General features: G+C 50.9%; 15 protein-coding genes. 8 read left to right on the forward strand and 7 right to left on the reverse strand.

Features of this window, described 5'->3' with window-relative positions; all coding sequences use genetic code 11:
* The first annotated feature begins 190 nt into the window (after positions 1-190).
* Positions 191-2,689 (forward strand): glycogen/starch/alpha-glucan phosphorylase, encoded by a 2,499-nt coding sequence (locus ACQ66Q_RS03795; RefSeq protein ID WP_430455570.1) that lies wholly within the window; start codon positions 191-193, stop codon positions 2,687-2,689.
* A 69-nt stretch (positions 2,690-2,758) separates the two neighbouring features.
* Here ACQ66Q_RS03795 and ACQ66Q_RS03800 read toward each other — a convergent pair whose 3' ends face one another.
* The gene (locus ACQ66Q_RS03800; protein WP_430455571.1) at positions 2,759-3,499 is read right to left on the reverse strand and encodes a substrate-binding periplasmic protein; all 741 of its coding nucleotides are present in this window, start codon (positions 3,497-3,499) and stop codon (positions 2,759-2,761) included.
* A gap of 177 nt (positions 3,500-3,676) precedes the next feature.
* Between ACQ66Q_RS03800 and ACQ66Q_RS03805 the strand changes: the two genes are divergently transcribed.
* From ACQ66Q_RS03805 to ACQ66Q_RS03815, 3 genes are all read left to right on the forward strand, one after another.
* Positions 3,677-4,033: a hypothetical protein gene (locus ACQ66Q_RS03805; RefSeq protein ID WP_430455572.1), complete on the forward strand. Its 357-nt coding sequence runs from the start codon at positions 3,677-3,679 to the stop codon at positions 4,031-4,033.
* Between the two features lie 85 nt (positions 4,034-4,118).
* A complete protein-coding gene (ydiJ, locus tag ACQ66Q_RS03810; RefSeq protein ID WP_430455573.1) occupies positions 4,119-7,157 on the forward strand; it encodes a D-2-hydroxyglutarate dehydrogenase YdiJ in 3,039 nt (1,012 codons plus the stop codon).
* 123 nt (positions 7,158-7,280) lie between these two features.
* On the forward strand, positions 7,281-7,658 hold the full coding sequence (locus ACQ66Q_RS03815; RefSeq protein ID WP_430455574.1) for a VOC family protein: 378 nt from the start codon (positions 7,281-7,283) through the stop codon (positions 7,656-7,658).
* Between the two features lie 100 nt (positions 7,659-7,758).
* Here ACQ66Q_RS03815 and ACQ66Q_RS03820 read toward each other — a convergent pair whose 3' ends face one another.
* A complete protein-coding gene (locus ACQ66Q_RS03820; protein WP_430455575.1) occupies positions 7,759-10,104 on the reverse strand; it encodes a TonB-dependent receptor domain-containing protein in 2,346 nt (781 codons plus the stop codon).
* Between the two features lie 224 nt (positions 10,105-10,328).
* On the opposite strand from ACQ66Q_RS03820, the gene ACQ66Q_RS03825 reads away from it, so the two are divergent.
* Together ACQ66Q_RS03825 and ACQ66Q_RS03830 are read left to right on the forward strand one after the other, a co-directional pair.
* A complete protein-coding gene (locus ACQ66Q_RS03825) occupies positions 10,329-10,850 on the forward strand; it encodes a YaeQ family protein (protein ID WP_430455576.1) in 522 nt (173 codons plus the stop codon).
* Positions 10,851-10,936: 86 nt separating this feature from the next.
* Entirely contained in the window at positions 10,937-11,854 is a 918-nt protein-coding gene (locus ACQ66Q_RS03830) for a rhodanese-related sulfurtransferase (RefSeq protein WP_430455577.1), read from the forward strand.
* Positions 11,855-11,910: 56 nt separating this feature from the next.
* Here ACQ66Q_RS03830 and ACQ66Q_RS03835 read toward each other — a convergent pair whose 3' ends face one another.
* From ACQ66Q_RS03835 to ACQ66Q_RS03845, 3 genes are all read right to left on the reverse strand, one after another.
* Positions 11,911-13,149, reverse strand: coding sequence for a serine hydrolase domain-containing protein (locus ACQ66Q_RS03835; protein WP_430455578.1), 1,239 nt, complete (start codon positions 13,147-13,149; stop codon positions 11,911-11,913).
* Positions 13,150-13,246: 97 nt separating this feature from the next.
* Positions 13,247-14,785, reverse strand: a complete 1,539-nt coding sequence (locus tag ACQ66Q_RS03840; RefSeq protein ID WP_430455579.1) for a M56 family metallopeptidase — start codon at positions 14,783-14,785, stop codon at positions 13,247-13,249.
* A 4-nt stretch (positions 14,786-14,789) separates the two neighbouring features.
* Positions 14,790-15,227 (reverse strand): BlaI/MecI/CopY family transcriptional regulator, encoded by a 438-nt coding sequence (locus ACQ66Q_RS03845; RefSeq protein WP_430455580.1) that lies wholly within the window; start codon positions 15,225-15,227, stop codon positions 14,790-14,792.
* A gap of 327 nt (positions 15,228-15,554) precedes the next feature.
* On the opposite strand from ACQ66Q_RS03845, the gene ACQ66Q_RS03850 reads away from it, so the two are divergent.
* Entirely contained in the window at positions 15,555-16,127 is a 573-nt protein-coding gene (locus ACQ66Q_RS03850; protein ID WP_430455581.1) for a cytochrome b, read from the forward strand.
* Complete coding sequence (locus tag ACQ66Q_RS03855) at positions 16,128-16,697, forward strand: YceI family protein (RefSeq protein WP_430455582.1); 570 nt, start codon at positions 16,128-16,130, stop codon at positions 16,695-16,697.
* A gap of 69 nt (positions 16,698-16,766) precedes the next feature.
* Here the strand turns inward: ACQ66Q_RS03855 and yfaE are convergent, their stop codons facing one another.
* Entirely contained in the window at positions 16,767-17,021 is a 255-nt protein-coding gene (yfaE, locus tag ACQ66Q_RS03860; protein WP_208931359.1) for a class I ribonucleotide reductase maintenance protein YfaE, read from the reverse strand.
* A complete protein-coding gene (gene nrdB, locus ACQ66Q_RS03865; protein ID WP_430455583.1) occupies positions 17,021-18,151 on the reverse strand; it encodes a class Ia ribonucleoside-diphosphate reductase subunit beta in 1,131 nt (376 codons plus the stop codon). Before nrdB ends, yfaE begins: the two co-directional genes overlap by 1 nt.
* Positions 18,152-18,210 lie beyond the last annotated feature (59 nt).

Here is an 18,210-nt window from a genome sequence, read left to right on the forward strand (position 1 = left end):
GGCTTTGCATTCGTATGTAATTAGGTTACAGAATGCAAAGCTACATCGTTAGATTCTTGCTTTATCACGGTCTATTCTGTAATTTTGTTACACGTTTATTTTCATCTGGACTTTCGGGGTTAATCGATTAAGATCCAGAGAATGCAAATTTTTACAGAGTCAACAGACTCTCATCAGCTGGAACTAAATTATGAACGCCAAAGTTGCGACTGCTCCTGAAACAACCGCTGTTGGTCAACGGCCAAATGCCATTGAATTAAAAGAACGTATTGTCCGTCACTTACACAGCACACTCGGTACAGACGTCAATAAGGCCAGTCCACAAGCCTGGTGGCGTGCGACTTGCGCTTCGATCAATGAATATGTGTTTGATGGTCTGCGCAACACACAGCGCACCCACTATCAGCAGAATACCCGCGCTGTGCATTATTTCAGCCTGGAGTATCTAATGGGGCGGTTGTTCAGTAACAACCTGCACAATCTTGGTTTTTATGAAGAAGCAAAACAGGCACTGCTGGAACTCGGTATCAATATCGCCGATCTGGAAGAGCAGGAAGAAGACATGGCGCTTGGTAATGGTGGTTTAGGCCGCCTTGCTGCATGTTTTATCGATTCGCTGGCAACGCTGAACTACCCGGCAATTGGCTATGGTATCCACTACGAACATGGCCTGTTTAAGCAGGAGTTCCAGCACGGCATACAAATCGAACGGCCGGATTCCTGGCGTGAATACGGCAACCCGTGGGAAATTTGTCGGCCGGAATCGGCGCAGGAAATCTCGGTTTACGGTTACGTTGAGACCGTGTACGACCTGCAAGGCCGGATGAAAAAAGTCTGGCACCCGGGCCGCATCATCAAGGCAGTGCCTTGGGATATCCCGGTGGTTGGTTACAACGGCAGCTCGGTCAACGTGCTGCGCTTATGGGAAAGCCGCGCCAGTGATTTCTTTAACTGGGACGTGTTTAACTCTGGTGGTTATATCGACGCGGCCCGCGAGAACATCGAAGCGGAAACTATTTCCAAAGTACTGTATCCAAACGATGAAACCGAAGCGGGTAAAGAGCTGCGCCTGATCCAGCAATATTTCTTCTGCTCTAGTTCACTGAAAGACATTATCCGCCGGTACAAGCGTGCGCATGGTGATGACTGGTCGCAGTTTGCCAAACAAGTTGTGATCCAGTTAAACGACACGCATCCAACAGTCGCTATTCCGGAATTGATGCGGATTTTAGTAGACCGCGCCGAGATGACCTGGGACGACGCCTGGAACATCTGTCAGCATGTGTTCGCTTACACCAACCACACTTTATTGCCCGAAGCGCTGGAGCGCTGGCCGGTGCGGTTATTTGAAAAAGTACTGCCACGGCATTTGGAAATTATCTACGAAATTAACCGCCGGTTTCTGGTTGAACAGGTGGATGTGCGTTGGCCGGGCGATGTTGAGAAAAAACGCAAACTGTCGATCATTGAAGAAGGTCACGAGCCGATGGTCCGGATGGGGCATTTATGCGTGGTCGGTTCGTTCCGGGTTAACGGTGTTGCTGAAATCCACTCGCAGCTGGTGAAATCCGATCTGTTCCCGGAAATGGTTGCATTGTGGCCAGACAAATTTACCAACATTACCAACGGTGTGACGCCTCGTCGCTGGTTAAAAGCCTGTAACCCGCGACTGGCAAAGTTATTGGATAATACCATTGGCACAACCTGGCCAACCCAGTTAACTGAGCTTGCCAAGTTAAAAGCATATGCGGATGATCCGGCGATGCAAGATGCCTTTATGGCGATCAAACAACAAAACAAAGCAGAGCTTGCCACTGAAGTGAAAAGACTGACGGGGGTCGATATCGACCCGCACGCTCTGTTTGATGTGCAGATTAAACGCCTGCACGAATATAAGCGCCAGCACCTGAATCTGTTACATATTCTGGCGTTATACCGTCGAATTTTGCAGAACCCGGATTACGACATGGTGCCACGGGTATTCCTGTTTGGCGCGAAGGCTGCACCAGGCTACAAGCTCGCCAAAGAAATTATCTATGCGATTAATAAAATTGCCGACAAGATCAACCACGACAAACGGGTGAAAAATCGCATCAAAGTGGTGTTTATGCCGAACTATCGCGTTAGTCTGGCAGAAAAGATGATCCCGGCAGCCGACGTGTCTGAACAAATTTCGACTGCAGGCAAAGAAGCCTCAGGGACCGGCAATATGAAGCTGGCGTTAAACGGCGCTGTGACCGTTGGTACGCTGGATGGTGCGAATATCGAAATTGCGGAAGAAGTCGGACTCGACAACATCGCCATCTTTGGTCTGACCGTGGATGAAGTGAAAGCACTTTACAAAAACGGCTATAATAGCCGCGATTATTACCTGAATAATCCGGAGCTGAAGGCGATTCTGGACTGGTTAGAAACTGACTATTTCACGCCAGGCAAACCGGGTGAACTGGCGGCAATCAAACGCAGTTTACTGGAGGGTGGTGATCACTATCTGGTCATGGCTGATTTCGCATCATACTGTGACGCGCAACAAAAAATTGATGAATGGTATCGTGATCGCAATGGTTGGGCGCGTAAAGCGATGCTCAATACCGCCAGCGTGGCTAAGTTTAACTCCGACCGCTCAATTGAAGATTATGTTGAAAAAGTCTGGCAGCTGAAGCGCTGTGCTGTGGCGGTAAAGCCCTAACCACAGATGAAAGCCACTCGTTAAACGTAAAAGCCCCGCTTGCGGGGCTTTTACGTTACAGATGCATGCTCAAGGCAGTTCAGAAAACCACAGACCTTCTGCGTCCAGCTCAGCAATGGCCTGCTCCAGTTGACGTTTTTGTGCAAACAACACGGATTGTTTACTGAAACCGGCCGAAACTTTGGTTTGGGCCAGTCGTAACGGCGTGATGGTCAACTGCTGGTACTCAGGGAAATTGGCAATGGCAAACTTCAGGTAATCCAAATCTTCCACCAGCCCTTGCGCCCGGTCTTTTAACACCAGTTCGTTTTTAACACGGCGTTCAGCGACTTCCAGCGTTTTTTGCCGGAATTTGCTCTGTTGTAATAGTTGCATCATTGGTTCCCCCATATAGCTACCTTGGGTTAATGCAATAATGCCGGGGAATTCAGCGAGTTTTTGCATGTCTTGCAATTGTTGCCATTGCGGCTCGGTCAGCGTCGTGGCAAATGCCAATCGTTCCAGATGATGCGGCCGGCTAAACCACAAAAAACTCTCACGGGCCGGAGTCGGCGTCAGGTTAAACATCAGATCCAGATCACCTTGTTGCAGTAAAATCAGCGCCCGCGCCCAAGGCACGTCATAAAATCGCACACCACAATTGAGTTTCTGCGCCAGCCGCTGCGACAACACTACCCGGCTACCACGCCATTCCCCATCTTTTTGATAGGAATACGGCGGAAAATCACTGACCTGCACCCGTAATTCACAGGCGAAAGCCAAGCGTGGCCAAGCGTACAACACACAACAACACAGTAAGATCCAGCGCATCAGCAGCTCCGGCAACCGGGATATCACTACAGTAAAGCAGAAGGCGACTCTACTGTCAGCCAGAGGGGTTAGCCGTACAAAGATAAACTTTTACAGTTTTACACTGGTGATTGTCCGGCGAGTCCCCATATCCTGTATAGAGTACGACAATTAATCTGCAGCAGATCCGAGGTAGTTATGTCTGGTTTTGGCCAAAAAGGTCCGGTATTTATTCAGCTGAAAAGTGGCCGACCGGCCAATTGGTTTAGTCTTATCCTGCTGTTAGCAGGTGGTTTGTTCTTATTAGTGTTTGGGGTCTGGTTATTATTAATAGTGGCCACTTTACTGATTTTGTTGTTGCCATATTTATGGTGGAAGAAACGCAAACTAGTACAAAAGATGCAAGCGCAAATGGACCAATTCCGCCAAAGTCAGGCAAATAGCCAAAACGACATGGGGGCTGCGGGTGCAAGCACAGCAAACCGGCCTGATCATCCAGCGCCATCGGGACTGGTGATTGAAGGCGAGGTGCTGCAAAAACGTCAGGAAGATTAAAGCCGGTGAAAAACCAGATTAAGCCTTAATCCCGCCGGAGCCGGGTGATATACTCAGGCTCCCATTGCCTTCAGTTTTCAGTGTTATGATCCCGAAGTTAAATCCAGAACAGATGTTGGCCCCGGTGGTTGCACAGTATTGTGCCAGCCTGCAACAAGCCGGTTTTCAGGGTGAGATTGAAACCAGTTATGCTTCCCGGTTGGCGGTAGCTACTGACAACAGTGTATATCAGGCTTTACCGCAAGCGGTCTTGCTGCCAAAACATCAGCAGGATGTCGAGTTAATCACCCGGTTGGCGACTGAACCTCGTTTTATGCAACTGAAATTCGCGCCCAGAGGCGGCGGTACCGGCACCAATGGTCAGGCCTTAACCGAGCATCTGGTGGTGGATTTATCGCGCCATCTGCGGACTATCCTTGATTTTGACCCGGTAAAACGTCAGGTCCGGGTGCAGGCTGGCGTCATTAAAGATCAGCTTAACGCCTATTTAGCGCCGTTTGGTTACTTCTTTGCGCCGGATTTATCGACATCAAACCGGGCGACTATCGGCGGTATGATCAATACCGATGCATCAGGACAGGGCTCGCTGGTGTATGGCAAGACCAGTGATCACGTATTAGCACTGACCACTGTGTTAGCCGACGGCACTGTGCTAAAAACTGCTTCGCAGCCGATTGCCGAAGCCGAAGCTAAAGCTGCGCTCGACACTGCAGAAGGCCATATTTACCGTCAGGTGTTAGCCAGCTGTCGTCAATTCCGGCCCCAAATTCTGGCGAAATTTCCGCGCTTAAATCGCTTTCTGACTGGCTACGACCTCGAGCATGTGTTTAACCCCGATCTGACTGAGTTTGACCTTGGCCGGGTGATCACCGGCTCTGAAGGCTCGCTGGGTTTTGTCACTGAAGCATTGTTGAACGTCACGCCTATTGCCCGGCACAAATGCCTGGTCAACGTGAAATACAACAGCTTTGAGAGTGCACTGCGTAATGCGCCATTTTTAGTCGCCGCCAATGCCACATCGGTAGAAACGGTCGACAGTAAGGTTCTGAATCTTGCACGTCAGGACATCATCTGGCATCAGGTTAAAACTTATATTGAAGACGTGCCGGGCCAGGACATGCTGGGCCTGAACATGGTGGAATTTAACGATGAAGACGATGCCGGTATGGCAGAAAAAGTCGCGCATCTTGAAGAGCGGCTGCAAGCCGCGCTCGACAGTGGTGAAAGTGGCATCATTGGCTATCAGCTGACCTATGACCCGCAGGCGATCCTGCAGATTTATGCCATGCGCAAAAAAGCCGTTGGCTTATTGGGGAATGCCAAAGGGTCGCAAAAACCAGTGCCTTTCACCGAAGATACTGCAGTGCCGCCAGAAAATCTGGCCGATTTTATTATGGAATTCCGCGCTTTACTTGATAGCCATGGCTTGAGTTACGGCATGTTCGGTCATGTCGATGCCGGCGTTTTGCACGTGCGCCCGGCGCTGGATTTATGCGAGCCGGGTCAGGAAGCGCTGATGCGGACTATCTCCGATCAGGTGGTTGCACTAACCGCCAAATATGGCGGTCTGATGTGGGGTGAGCACGGCAAGGGATATCGCAGCGAGTACGGCCCGGCGTTTTTTGGTGAAGAACTGTTTGCTGAACTGCGTAAAATCAAAGGCGTGTTTGACCCGCTGAACCGGATGAACCCGGGCAAAATCTGTACGCCGTGGCAAAGTCAGGACCAACTGGTCAGTGTCGACGGCCAGAAACGGGCCTATTTCGACCGTCAAATCCCGACAGTCGTGCGACAAAGTTTTGAAGCGGCCACCAGCTGTAACGGCAATGGGCTGTGCTTTAACTATGAAGAAAACTCGCCAATGTGTCCGTCCAGTAAGGTCACCAAAGACCGGCGCCATAGCCCCAAAGGTCGGGCCGGTCTGATGCGCGAATGGTTACGGCTGATGCAAAAACAAGGTGTCGATGTGCTCGCGCAGGAACAACAGTTGTTGCAAGCCAGCAGCGGCCCGGCCGGTTTGCTGCAAAAAGTACAAAATACTGTGGGTAAATGGCGTGGCGAAGCCGATTTCTCGCATGAAGTGATGGAAGCGATGGAAGGTTGTCTGGCCTGTAAAGCCTGTGCTGGTCAGTGCCCAATCAAAGTTGATGTGCCATCTTTCCGTGCCCGTTTTATTCAGCTCTATCACAGTCGCTATTTGCGTCCACTGAAAGACTATATTGTCGGCAACATCGAGCGCTCAGCTCCTGTCTTGGCCAAAGCACCGGGTCTGGTCAATGGTGTAGTGAAACTGGCCCCAGTCGCCTGGTTGCTGAAAAAGGTTGTGGGGTATGTCGACACGCCATTGCTGTCCACACCGGTACTGACACAACGGGTGCAACAGTATCGCGCCTTTGATTTAGCCACCTTACAAGGCTTATCAGCTGCAGACAAAGCCAAGCTAGTACTGTTAGTACAAGACCCATTTACCAGCTTTTATGAAGCAGATTTGGTCGCTGATGCCATGGCGCTGTTGCGTAAACTCGGTTTTGACCCGGTACTGCTGCCATTTTTGCCCAACGGCAAACCGCAACACGTCAAAGGCTTCTTACGTGAATTTGCCGCGACAGCACAAACTGCCAGCGAATTCCTGCAGCAGGTCAGCACACTCGGCGCGCCACTGCTGGGCCTGGATGCTTCACTGGTATTGGTGTATCGCGACGAGTATGTCAAAGCGTTAGGCGAGCAGCGTGGTGACTATCAGGTGAAGTTGTTGCATGAATGGCTGGTTGGCCGGCCAATGCCTCAGCTGCACAGTTCCGGTGTCTTTAAGCTGCTGGCACACTGCACCGAAAAAACCGCGTTGCCGGCAACAGAAAAGAGCTGGCAGCAGATCTTCCAGCAGGCCGGTTTGTCCATTCAGGTGGTGGCGACCGGTTGTTGCGGTATGGCGGGCACATACGGCCACGAAGCGCAAAATCAGGCTAATAGCCGGGCCTTGTTTGATTTAAGCTGGGCTGCGCCGGTTCGGAAAACCGCGCCAGACTTACTGCTCGTCACCGGCTTTTCTTGCCGCAGTCAGGTCAAGCGTTATGAAGGCTTTAAACCGAAGCATCCGCTGCAGGCATTGTTGCAACTGATGTAGTAAAAGCCTTGTGTTTATTGATTTTATTCAATGCTTTAGCCAGATGTGACGAACGCGCTGGCAGAAATGATGGCGGCTGCTAGTGTTAGCAGCGGTGCTATTTTTCTGCCAGGAGTGCAAGACATGAGTATTGAATACAATCCGGTTGGCTGGTTTGAGATCCCATCACCAGATCTTGAAAAGAATCAGCAGTTTTTCCAGCAAGCCTTTGGCTTTGAGTTTGAAGCCTTGGATATGCCGCCATACAAAATGGCGATGTTTGCTGCAGACCACAGTAAACCAGGTTCGGCCGGCGCTTTAGTGCAGGGACCGGACGCAGAACCGGCCACTGTCGGCGTGACCATCTATTTTGGCTGCGCTGAAGTGAGTGCGCAGCTGGAGAAAATCGCTGCCGCTGGTGGCACTGTGCTGGTGGAGAAAATGTCGATTGGCGAACACGGCTTTATCGGCATGTTCCTCGACGTCGCTGGGAATAAGCTGGGCTTGCACAGCATGAGTTAGGCCCAGAGATTTCTGGCCAAAGATTTGGACCAGAATTTGGGGCTTAGATTCAGACAGAAAAACGGCAGCGAAAGCTGCCGTTTTTCTGTCTGAAAGCCAATCAGAAGCGGGCGGTCAGGCCCAAAGCGACGGAGCGGCCTGGTAATGGCACGTCTTCTTTGACAAAAGAACTATGCACAAAGCCCAGTTTATCCGTCAGGTTGGTTGCTTTCAGATAAGCAGTTAAATCCAGCGCTGATAAATCAAAGTCGTAGCTGACATTTGCATCGACCAAGGTATAACCAGCGGTAACTGTTTCATCGACCGCAATTTTGTCTTGTTTGGCGTAATGCGTCAGGCCAAATTGCCCGGACCAGTTTTCACCCTGATACTGATAGCCGACACCGGCTTTCATCGGCGGCGTGCGCGGCAGGTCGCCGCCGGATTTGAGCTCAGCCTGTACGCTGTCGGCAAAAAATTCCAGCTGCTGCGCCGGCGCGAAGCGCCAGGTCAGAGCAAATTCAGCGCCATAGAGCCTGGCATCGGCCTGGCGGTACTGGTAGACCGTGAAGTCATCGTGCGCATGATCATCTTCAGCTTCACCTTCGTGTTCTTCGTGTGCATGCAGTTGCGCCATGGTCAGGCCGGTATTGGCCTGATAAATAAAATCATCAACCTGGTTCAGGAAGAAGTTATAGCTAAACGTCAGGTCGCCTTTGGTCTTAGCAAAACCAAGGTCTATGTTGTTGGCGACTTCTTTGGCAACAGCATCCGGGTGGAAGTGAATGTCGCCATCTGCACTAAGTTCATAACCTAAGCCGAGCTCATAGCCCTGAGTGGCGATATGCAGGCCGTTGGCAAAGAGTTCGCTGGCGCCCGGTGCCCGCGCTGAATGGCTGAGCTGCAATGACCACTGATAGCCTGGTACAAACTGCCAGACCAGTCCGGAAGAAACACTAGCAGCGTTCGCTGCGTATTTGGTCAGCAACAGTTCCTCATGTTCTTCCTCTTCTTCATCGTGAGGCGTAATGAGGTCGCTGTTAAGCGGGGTATGGCTGACACGCTCCAGCCGTGCGCCAAGTTGCCACTGCAGATCGCCAAAGGATTTTTCTTCGAGGATAAACAGCGCGTTACTGTTGGTATCTGTGGCTGGTGTAAAGGCTTCTTCGCCGGTCGCGGTAAAATCACTTTGTTGCTGATGGAAACCCACCAGACCATGCCAACCGAGGAAGTCGCTATGTTCGATGCTCAAGCGGTTTTCCAGGCTGTCGTTTTCAAAGCGGGTGCCCGGCACACCACCTTCAACTTCAGCGTGTTGATAATCAGTGTAAGCGCTCTGCAGCGCAACGGTTTCAATGCCTTTGATCGGCGCATACCATTCAGCGGCCAGGCCGTAACGATTTTGCGTCAGGTCGGCGTAGACGCCTTCGTCAGCATGATCTTCTGCAGATTCTTCCTCTCCACCGTGGTGGTGGTGGCCCGGAATACCATACTGGCTGTTGATCCGGCCATAAGACACACCGATGAGACCATCTTTGGTCACCCAGCTGCCGCCAAGGTTAAAGCCCTGATTATCGAGTTGGCTATTGGCAATTTGGTCCAGCGTTTCACCTTCATCGTTGGTAAAGGTCGGCGTATCGAAGTTATCTGTTTGGCGATCGTAACCATCCAAATGCCAGGCATATTCGTCCTGACTGCCATCATGCGCCAGCGCCGCGGTTCTTTCATTGGCGACACTGTTGTATTTAGTGTCAATCACTGTTTGTGGGCTGCGCATCTGACGCGGGATCCGGTTGTCGACAAGATTCACCACGCCACCAATAGCGCCGCTACCGTATAACAGCGTGGCGGGGCCACGTAGGACTTCGATTTGTTCTGTGGTAATGGCGTCGGCGGAAATTGCATGGTCTGGGCCAACGCGCGACACGTCGGCGCTGTCGAGTCCATTGCTGAGGACTTTTACCCGCGGGCCATCTAAGCCCCTGATCACCGGCGCAGCAGCGACCGGGCCATAATAATTACTGTGCACACCCGGGGTGAATTTCAGCGTTTCGCCGATGGTTGGCTCCTGACGACGCGTCAGAGCTTCGCCACTGAGGACTGAGGCGGGTTGTGCCATCTCTAAGTCGTAGTGATGCAGGCCTGCAGCGGATACACGTAAATGTTCGATCGTACCTTTGGTTAGCGATACGTTCAGATCCGCCGCTTCTACTTTGACGAATTGATCGTTAAAACCTTTGGCTGCAATGTGCAGCTCAGCCCCATTGGCAGCATTTAACTGAAATTCACCGGCAGCATTGGTGTAGACATATTGTTGGCGGCCATGGACATGCACTTTGGCATTTTTGACCGGTTGGCCGTTGTCAGCAGTGATTTTACCGGTAACCATCAGATCGGCAGCTTGCGCTGACGCAGAAAGGAAAGTGATGGCGATTGCCAGTTGCAGTGGAGAGAGACGAAATGACATAGGCATATTCTCTGGAATGACTGTGATGATATAACATTTTACGGTTTATCCTTTGAAGTCTCAATCTATTTAAACCGCGGTTCTTGTCATTTCACAGCAGCGAGGGGGTATGGCAAGAAAACGAACCTATGAATTGTGGATTGTGCATGGGTTATGCATCAATTGCAGATAGCTTCTACACTAAAGAAGCAACGGGCAGAGTCAGCAAGAGGTGCGCGATGCAGATGCAACTGAAGGTCCTCAAACTTGAGCTGTTTTATAACAGTGCCGCCACGCGGATGTTTCAACACGATAAGTACTATTTGTCTCCATTCCCGGCGGAAACTGCCGAGCACTTCAGCCGGCGTTTATTAGCCTGGCTTTGTTTATACGAATTACAGCCGGCACTGGCGGTACAGCAGGCAAAAGGGCCTGATTTGTATCTACTGGATCAGCATCAACATTATCAACTTTGGTGTCAGGTTGATGCCCCCAATGACAAACTGCTGCAAAAAGCTACGCATCAGAGCGACCAGGTACTGCTGATGTTGGATACGCAAAGCCTTATACGGTTTCTCAACAATCACCGCAATCAGAGCAATGTGCAGGTATGCGAGATCCCGGATGATACTGTTGCGCAGTGCCTGAGCATGCTCAAGGCCGGCATGCAATGGAGTGTCTGGCGGGACGAGCAGCAACTGCAGATCACTGATGGCGAGCAAATGCTGGAACTTAATACGCCAAAGCTAGCTACAGGGCTTCATTGATTGCACTTTCGGCTGGTGCCGGTATAATTCGCCGCTGTTTTTCTGCTCCGGATTTGCGGTCCGGTTTCTTGCAAAAAAGGTGAATCATGTACGTTGTTGCTGCGTTGTATAAATTTGTCGCTTTACCGGATTATGTCGCGCTGCGCGACGCTTTGTACCAGCACCTGGTGCTGAACAAAGTGAAAGGTACTTTGTTATTAGCTGAAGAAGGCATCAACGGCACTATCTGTGGAACCCGCGAAGGCATCGACGCAGTAAGGCAGTGGTTAGACGCGGATGGCCGTTTTTCTGGCCTGTCTTATAAAGAATCTTTTGCCGATGAACCGGCGTTTTACCGCACCAAAGTAAAACTGAAAACCGAAATCGTGACTATGGGCGTGCCGGGTGTCAATCCACAACATATCGTCGGCACTTATGTCAAAGGCGACGACTGGAACCGGCTGATTGAAGATCCAGACACCATTTTGATTGATACCCGTAACGACTACGAAGTAGCTATCGGTACTTTTAAAAACGCGGTAAATCCAAACACCACCAGCTTCCGCGAATTCCCGCAGTGGGCGGCTGATAACCTCGATAAAACCAAGCACAAAAAAGTAGCGATGTTTTGCACCGGCGGTATTCGCTGCGAAAAGTCTACGGCTTATCTAAAAGAGCAGGGCTTCGAAGAGGTTTATCACCTCGATGGCGGCATTCTGAAATACCTCGAAGAAATGCCGGAAGACAACAGTTTGTGGCAAGGTGAGTGTTTTGTATTTGATCAGCGCGTCGCGGTCAAACACGGGCTGGAGCAGGGCAGTTATGACCAATGTTATGCTTGCCGGATGCCGTTATCGCAAGCTGATATGCAATCTGACAAATACCTGCAAGGCATGAGCTGCCCGCATTGCCATGACCAGTTATCCGAAGAGCAAAAAGCCTCGTTTGCTGAACGGCAAAAACAAATTGAACTGGCAAAACAACGCGGTGAACAGCATATCCGTGACGGCAAAGTCGATTTTTAAGTAGTCAATTGATCTAGTAAAGGGCACCTGCGGGTGCCCTTATTGTTTTGTGATCACTAGAACAAAGTTGGGTCAATTTGTTGTAAAAATGGTCGCAGGATCTCAGCGGCTTGCAGCGCAAAATCACAATAATCCTCTTTGACTATGTTTGTGTTCATTGCCAGTACCAACTGATAATCCGGATAAATGACCAGCCAGCTCTGCGCGCCATCAGAGACACCGCCATGATGCACATAGCGGATCTTTCTTTTCAACGGGTGGTCCTTATCGCAATACAAGTTGCCGTGCTCAGTGTGACGAAAGCCCAGTGCATAATTTTGTGGATTGATGCTGCCATCGGCCAGTCGCTGCGGCGTCCAGAATTCTTGTTGTAATTGCGGCGGGATAAACGTCGGGTCAAACCAGGCTGATCCAATGGTGACCAAATCGATGGAGCTCGCCGCCAGACCACCACCAGCCAGTTTTTGACTCAGATCGACCGGCCAGTGCGGTTTCACTTCGCCGCTTTTTGATTGATAAAAGGTCACCTGCTGCTGATGAGGACGATGCGCAGCGCCAAGACTTTGCAGGTTTAGTGGCGTACCGAGACTCTGCTTCAGATAGTCCAAAAAGGGCGTACGGCTGGCGCTTTGCAGCACGCTACTGGCCAGATTGACATCAAAAGAGCTGTATAAGAAACCGTGGCCAGGCTTGTACTGTAACGTCGCTTCATCAAAAATCTGCAGACCGTCGTCAACATTGGGAAAATGGCGCTGTTTCAGCAGGCTTTGTACCACACCGCGCCAATCGTCATTTTGCTCATAGCCAGGCAACCCCGCGGTATGCGACAACAGCTGACGCAAAGTCAGGTTTTGCCACGCCGGATTCGGTAAGTTGGTTTTGTATTGCCCAATAGGCACATCGAGCTGAAGAATACCGGCTGCAACAGCACGGGCTATCGCGGTGGCAGTGACGGCTTTTGACGTGCTACCAATGCGAAACTGACTTTGTGTGCTGGCGGCCTGGTTGGTACTGATATCGGCGTAGCCGGCAGCGCCCGCCCACAGCAGTTTGCCCTGCCAGGCAACAGCAGCAGTGAGTGCCGGCATCTGCTGCTGTTTTCTGGATTGCTGCAGTGCCGCAAAAGCAGCACCTGCGGCGCTCGTGAATTCAGCCTGATAAATGTGCTGGGTCGCTGGCGCATCTTCGGCGACCTGTTGCCAGCCAATGGTCAGGTACCATAGCACCGGGATGGCAATAACCAGCACGGGTAACAGCAGCAAAAATTTCCATCCTTTCATTTTTAATTTCGACATGTGGCTCTTCCTTTTGGCAATAACAACCTGGCAGCGCCAAAAAAGGGCTGACAGACCATGAGATGTGTGGAGGGTTGGCAGTTAAATCAGGGCGACATCAGCGGGCACCCCGCGTCAGCAAGAATTGGCGGGTTTGGTCGTTCGCAGCGCGATTCAGTGCCGAACGTATTTCCGGTCCGTCCGACAGCGGTGTTTCAACCTGCAAATTAATCAGCGCCCCGTGGGACAATAGTAATTGCAGCATGACAAGGTCGCCGCGGGCACTGGCATTTATCAGTGCGGTTTCATCAGCGAGCACCACGGCGTTGACATCAGCGCCGGCAGCAATCAACTGCCGGGCGAGTGACAGATTGCCAAGCTGACTGGCAATAATCAGTGCGTTACCGTCACCGCGACTGCTGACATTCGGATCTGCGCCGCGACTTAATAACAAATGGACCATCTCCGGCAGTTGCCGGCGGACGGCGACCATCAATGCATTGCCGTCGCCCGGCATCGGCAAATCCAATGGTGCACCTTGCTGCAACAACGCAACAACTTGAGCCGGATTATTCGCCTGCACCGCCTCGAGCAGTTCGGCCAAAGGTTTTAACTGACTCAGGCGGACTTGTGCATGTTTGGCTGGTAACTCGGCTAGTTGCCATTGCTGCACCAACATCAATGATGCGATGCACCACAACAGGAACGCGGCACTGATCGCTGCGAAAAGCCAAACCGGGCTCGGCAATCGTGGTTGTAATACTGCATCTATGCGGGTGGTGAGAACGGCCTGACGCAGAAAATGCTGGGCGAAAAAAGCCACGGGGCTTCTTTGTTGGGTTGCAGAGACTGCGCAGTCCAGCAGAGTCTGAGCATAGAGTACCGGATCACCCTGATGAATCGAAGCTTCTGCATCACAGCGTAGTTCGCGCCACAGATCCAATTGGTTGGCGATTAAGCGCCAGGCCGGGCTCCACCAAAACAGGCAACCAACAACTTGCTGGAGTAAAAAAGCACGCAGATCCTGATGCTGCAGATGACACAATTCATGGCCGATCACACAGCCGAGCTGTTCAGATGACAAATTCTGCAGATAGCGCGCTGGTAGCAAGATCTGTGGCTTACGCAGACCAACCAGCATCGCGCTATGGATGGCGGGGTGCTGTAACACCGGCACTGGTGATGTTAGGTGGCCCGATGAGACCAAGCTGGCTTCTTGGCGCAAACGCCGCGCCTGGTAATAGCCAGCGAGTAATTTGGTTGCACGAACCAGGACGCCTGCCGGCAGAATCAGCCAAAGCCAAAAAGCCGGTGCCAGTAAATAGATAAGCTGCGACATCAGCGGCCAATGCACTTGCTGCACTGCGTGACCGGTGACAGGCAGATTGGCGGACCCTTGTATCGCAGAGCTTTGTTCGAGGACTGGACTGACACTCGACTGAAACCATGGCATCAATTGTTGATCCAGCGCCCAGGGTTGCAGCAGTAGAATGGGGAACAAAACCAACAACGCAGCGGCGATTTGCCAAAGTTTCAGCATCGTTGCCGGTTGATGCTTAAGTCGGCTACGCCCCGCCAGCAATAAAGCCGGCAGTAACAACATTGCCAGCAACAAATGCAGGATCAGATAAAATGCCAGCCAGCTGATTTCGATCATGAATTTACTCTTTACCGGATGCTGGTCGGGACGATGCCGGCTCTGCCTTCACCGGTTGCGTTGTCGCCGCAGCCTGATCAATCTTATGTTGCAGTTGTGTCGCAACGTCTGCCGACAACGCGGTATCTGCAATCAGATGTTGCGCCAACAAATCCGTTGAGCCACCAAAAAACTTCTTTACCAGTGCCAACAAGGCCTGACTGCGCGCTTCTTGTTGGACTGTCGTCGCCTGATACAAAAAGGCTTTGCCTTGTTTTTCACAGCTGACATGGCCTTTATCCAACAAAATGCGGCACAGCGTTTGTACTGTGGTGTAAGCGACCTGTTGCTGTTGATTGAGCTCGGCGGCGATATCACGTACGGTTAAAGCGCCACGCAGCCACAACACCTGCATAATTTTCTGTTCTGCTGCCGTCAGTTCATTCGATTTTGGCCGCGCCATGCCAGTGACTCCATTTAAAACTAATTTGTTAGTTTCAACTCTACCGAAAGCTATATTTTTGATCAACTAATTATTTAGTTTTAATGCAGTCGTCATAAAAGCTGCGGGAGCGGGCGTCATGATGGCTACACCTGATTCTCGTCATCGTGTTGCTGTCACGGGGTTGCCAGTAGATAGTGGGGATCGGACATCAGGCTACTATGTGTTTTTTAATTGCGGCCAGAACCGGGGTACAGCAATAATCTTTTTATAAATTAGAATAATTAAGCCTAATTTTGCCACTTTTATTCGATAGGCTATTAGGACAGAATGCAATCAGGAGGGATTATGACTACACAAACGCAACATTTTCATCCGCTGCATATTGCACTACATTGGCTGATGGCGCTGATGATCCCTGCGCTGTTTGGGGTTGGGCTCTGGATGACCGGGCTCGACTATTACAGCAGCTGGTATAAAACCGCGCCGAATCTGCATAAAAGTTTTGGCATTTTGCTGGCTTTATTGTTGGTGTCGCGCCTCGTTGCGATTCGCCTGTTTGGCAAGCCTGCCACGCTCGGTAGCGGCTGGCAGCAAAAGGCCGCAGTGCTTGCGCATGCGCTGCTGTACGCGCTACTGCTGGCAATTATTGTGTCCGGCTATCTGATTTCAACCGCCGACAATCGGGGCATTCCGGTGTTCGGATTGTTTGAAGTGCCTGGGTTTGGTGAATTTTTCCCGGAACAGGCAGATATTGCCGGCACCGCACATTTCTATCTGGCCTGGGCATTAATTGTATTGGTGGTGTTGCACGCTGGAGCAGCACTGAAACATCATTTTGTAGACAAAGATAACACCCTGACGCGGATGCTTGGCCGTCGTAACGCCGCAGCGTCTTCCCTTGATAAAACGGAGATTTAAATGAAAAAATTACTGCTTGCTGCTGCTTTTGCTGCATCTTTTACTTCTGTTGCTCAGGCAGCAGACTACGTAGTTGATACGCAAGGCGCTCACGCTTTTGTCCAGTTTAAAGTCAGCCACTTAGGCTACAGCTGGTTACATGGTCGTTTTAACACTTTTAGCGGCGATTTCAGCTATGACAGCGCCAATCTGGCAGCAGCAAAAATCAAACTGGATATCGACACCAAATCGGTCGATTCAAACCACGCTGAGCGTGACAAGCACTTACGCAGTGGTGATTTCCTGAATGTTGATAAACACCCGAAAGCCAGCTTTGTCAGCACTAAAGTAGTGCCAGGCGCCGATGGTAAGTTTGAATTGGTGGGTAACTTCACGTTAAACGGCGTTACCAAAGAAATCACGATTGCTGCGACAAAAACCGGCGAAGGCAAAGATCCATGGGGCGGCTACCGTGCTGGTTTCCACGGCACGACCAGCATCAAGCTGACTGACTTCGCGATCAAAAATATCCTCGGCCCGGCATCAGAGACTGTCTATCTGGATCTGGTCGTTGAAGGTGTGCGTAAGTAAGTTTTTGCCTAGCGAAAAAAGCCTGCAATAGCAGGCTTTTTTATTGAGAAAAACTGTCACTGCAACCACTTAGGGGATTTCGATGTCCAGATCTGAAGCTGGCACGCTACAACATGGTAAAAACTCGCCTTTGCGGACAAAGGCCAAGGGTTCTTCCAGATAACTGATTTGGCCAGACACTAACTTACAGCGGCAGGCGCCGCAAAAGCCGGCGCGGCAGTGAAAATTCACCTGATATTTCTGTTGCTCCAGGCTGGTCAGCAAATTCGGACTTTGTGGGTCAAAATCAAAACTGCTGCCATCCTGCAGCCGGATCCGATGCATCAGAGATCAAAGTCGCCAAAGTCGGCGCCATCGACCTCGTTATCAATCTGTCCGACCAAATAAGAGCTGATCTCCGATTCCTGCGGGGCAACCTGGACGTTGTCAGACACCAGCCAGGCGTTAATCCACGGGATTGGGTTTTGCGTGGTGCTGAAAATGGCTTTGAGGCCGATTGCCACCATCCGGATGTTAGTGATGTATTCGACGTACTGGCACAAAATGTCTTTGTTCAAACCGATCATCGAGCCATCTTTGAATAAAAACTCGGCCCATTCTTTTTCCTGCTCAGCAGCGCGGCGGAAAATCGCATAAGCCTGCTCTTCACATTCACGGGCGATTTCACCCATCTCCGGATCGTCTTCACCGGCGGCCATGATGTTCAGCATATGCTGGGTGCCGGTTAGATGCAGCGCTTCGTCGCGGGCGATCAGTTTGATAATTTTGGCATTACCTTCCATCAATTCGCGCTCGGCAAAAGCGAAACTACAGGCAAAACTGACGTAGAAGCGGATAGCCTCTAACACGTTGACCGACATAATGCACAGGTACAGCTTACGCTTCAGTTCGCGGCGCGTGATAGTACGGCTTTCACCATTGATTTGATGCGTGCCTTCACCACACAAGTGATACAGATTAATCGAGTTAATCAGATCGTCGTAATAGCGGGTGACTTCGTCAGCGCGCTCGATGATTTTTTCATTCAGCAGAATATCGTCGAATACTTTGTGCGGTTCAGTGGTGATATTGCGCACAATGTGGGTGTAACTGCGGCTGTGGATAGTTTCGCTGAACGCCCAGGTTTCAATCCAGGTTTCCAGTTCCGGCAATGACACAATTGGCAGCAACGCGACGTTTGGCGAGCGGCCTTGCACTGAATCCAGCAGGGTCTGATATTTCAGGTTGCTGATAAAAATGTGTTTTTCATGGTCCGGCAAGTGCTGGAAATCGATCCGATCTTTACTGACATCCACTTCCTCCGGCCGCCAGAAGAAACTCAGCTGCTTTTCGATCAGTTTTTCGAAAATGCCATATTTCTGTTGGTCATAGCGTGACACGTTTACCGAATTACCAAAAAACATCGGCTCTTTCAGCTGATCGTTGTTGATCCGGTTAAAGGTGGTATAGGTCATGGATTATCTCGTTGTTATGGTACAAAAATACAAATTTGGTTTTTCAGGTCCGGACACAA

Source organism: Rheinheimera sp., from assembly GCF_965283995.1.
Classification (GTDB): Bacteria; Pseudomonadota; Gammaproteobacteria; order Enterobacterales; family Alteromonadaceae; genus Pararheinheimera.